Origin of the sequence: Lichenibacterium ramalinae, assembly GCF_004137085.1 — a bacterium.
Taxonomy (GTDB): domain Bacteria; phylum Pseudomonadota; class Alphaproteobacteria; order Rhizobiales; family Beijerinckiaceae; genus Lichenihabitans; species Lichenihabitans ramalinae.
Genome location: NZ_QYBC01000029.1, coordinates 1 through 1,874, shown reverse-complemented (window position 1 = coordinate 1,874; position 1,874 = coordinate 1). Strand labels below are relative to the sequence as shown.

Annotated in this window: 3 protein-coding genes; 2 read left to right on the top strand and 1 reads right to left on the bottom strand. The window is 70.3% G+C overall.

Features of this window, described 5'->3' with window-relative positions; all coding sequences use genetic code 11:
• Positions 1-343, top strand: a 343-nt coding sequence (locus D3272_RS27535; RefSeq protein WP_165361511.1) for a TIM barrel protein, incomplete at its 5' end; no start/stop codon positions are given.
• A 15-nt stretch (positions 344-358) separates the two neighbouring features.
• Positions 359-1,531 carry a Gfo/Idh/MocA family protein gene (locus D3272_RS24365; protein WP_129221839.1) on the top strand — a complete coding sequence of 391 codons (1,173 nt, stop codon included), beginning with the start codon at positions 359-361 and terminating at the stop codon, positions 1,529-1,531.
• Between the two features lie 130 nt (positions 1,532-1,661).
• On the opposite strand, the gene D3272_RS24360 is transcribed toward D3272_RS24365, so the two are convergent.
• Positions 1,662-1,874 (bottom strand): 5-deoxy-glucuronate isomerase (locus tag D3272_RS24360; RefSeq protein ID WP_207210304.1); only part of this gene is annotated, 213 nt, incomplete at its 5' end.

Here is a 1,874-nt window from a genome sequence, read left to right as displayed (position 1 = left end):
CTGCATCGACACCGGCCACTGCTTCTATTCCGGCATGGACCCGGTGGAAACGATCGAGCGCTACGCCGACCGGCTCGACTACGTGCACTTCAAGGACGTCGACGCGGAGGTGTTCGCGGCCGTGATGGGCGAGCGCATCCGTTTCTTCGACGCCTGCGCGCGGGGCGTCATGTGCCCGATCGGCCGTGGGGCCATCGACTACCCGGCGGTGCGGGCCGCGCTCGACCGCATCGGCTACGTCGGCTTCGCCACGGTCGAGCAGGAGCGCGACCCGCGGAATGCGGACGGCAGCCTCGCCGACGTCAAGGCGAGCCGCGATTACCTGCGCGGCATCGGTTTCTGAAGGGAGGGATGGGACATGATGAACGGAACAAGGCGAACGGCGCGGCCGATCCGCTGGGCCATGGTGGGCGGCGGGTGCGGCAGCCAGATCGGCTACATCCACCGCTCAGCCGCGCTCCGCGACCGCAGCTTCGACCTCGTGGCGGGCGCCTTCGACCTCGACCCCGCGCGGGGTCGCGCCTTCGGGGCCGAACTCGGCCTCGCCCCCGAGCGCTGCTACGCGAACCATGAGGCGCTGTTCGACGGTGAGGCCGCCCGCGCGGACGGCATCGAGGCCGTGTCGATCGCGACGCCCAACAGCACGCACTTCGCCATCTGCCGCGCCGCGCTGGAGCATGGCCTGCACGTCGTGTGCGAGAAGCCGCTCTGCTTCACCGTGGCGGAGGCCGAAGAACTGCAACGCCTCGCCCACGACCGCGGGCGGGTGGTGGGCGTCACTTATGGCTACTCGGGCTACGGCACGATCGAGCAGGCGCGGGCCATGGTGGCAGCCGGCGAGCTCGGCGAGGTCCGCCTCGTCAACCTTCAGTTCGCCCACGGCTTCCACAGCGCGGCGGTCGAGGACGACAACCCGGCGATCCGCTGGCGCGTCGACCCGCGCTTCGCCGGGCCGAGCTACGTGCTGGGCGACCTCGCAACGCATCCGCTCCACCTGTCGGAGGTCATCTGCCCGGATCTGAAGGTCAGGCGGCTTCTGTGCGCGCGGCAAAGCTTCGTCAAGAGCCGCGCGCCGTTGGAGGACAATGCCGTGACGTTGATGGAATACGAGAACGGCGCCTTCGGCACGGTGTGGACCAGCGCCGTCAACGCCGGCGCGATCCACAGCCAGAAGGTTCGGATCGTCGGCTCCCGGGCGAGCCTGGAGTGGTGGGACGAGCGGCCGAACCAGCTGTCCTTCGAGGTGCAGGGCGAGCCCGCCCGCGTGTTGGAGCGAGGCATGCCCTACCTTCACCCGGAGGCTCTGGCCGAGGACCACATCAGCGTCGGCCATGCCGAAGGGCTGTTCGAGTCCTGGGCCAACATCTACGGCCGCTTCGCGGCCGCCATGGAGGCGACGGACCGCGGCGACGCAGCGCGGCTCGCAGCCCTGCGCTATCCCGACATCGCGGCGGGCGTCGAAGGGGTGCGCTGGGTGGAGAACTGCGTGCGCTCCGCCGACGCGGGAGGCACGTGGGTCGACTACCTCTGACGTCGCTTCAGCGGCTTGTGCGGCCGGCGAGATAGGCCGGTCGCGCCCAGACCGATCATCCGGCACCCGTTCGATGTCGTCGGGGCCGGGCACCGCGCTAGCCGACGACCGGACGGTTCTGCCGCCGATTTCATCGGTTCAGGAGCCACGCGTGGTCGGGGTCGTTGTGGAACCGCCACGTCCGCCGCGGCCCCGCCATCACGTTGAGGTAGAAGAGCGTGTAGCCGTGCGCCGCCCCGACGGGGTGGTAGCCGCGCGGCACCAGGACGACGTCGCGGTCGCGCACCGTCATCGTCTCGTCGAGCGAGCGGTCGTCCGTGTAGACCCGCTGCACCCCGTAGCC

What these genes read in the sequence shown, in the direction of transcription:
- D3272_RS24365 (WP_129221839.1), top strand. Translation starts at nt 359, where the DNA reads ATGATGAACGGAACAAGGCGAACGGCGCGGCCGATCCGCTGGGCCATG.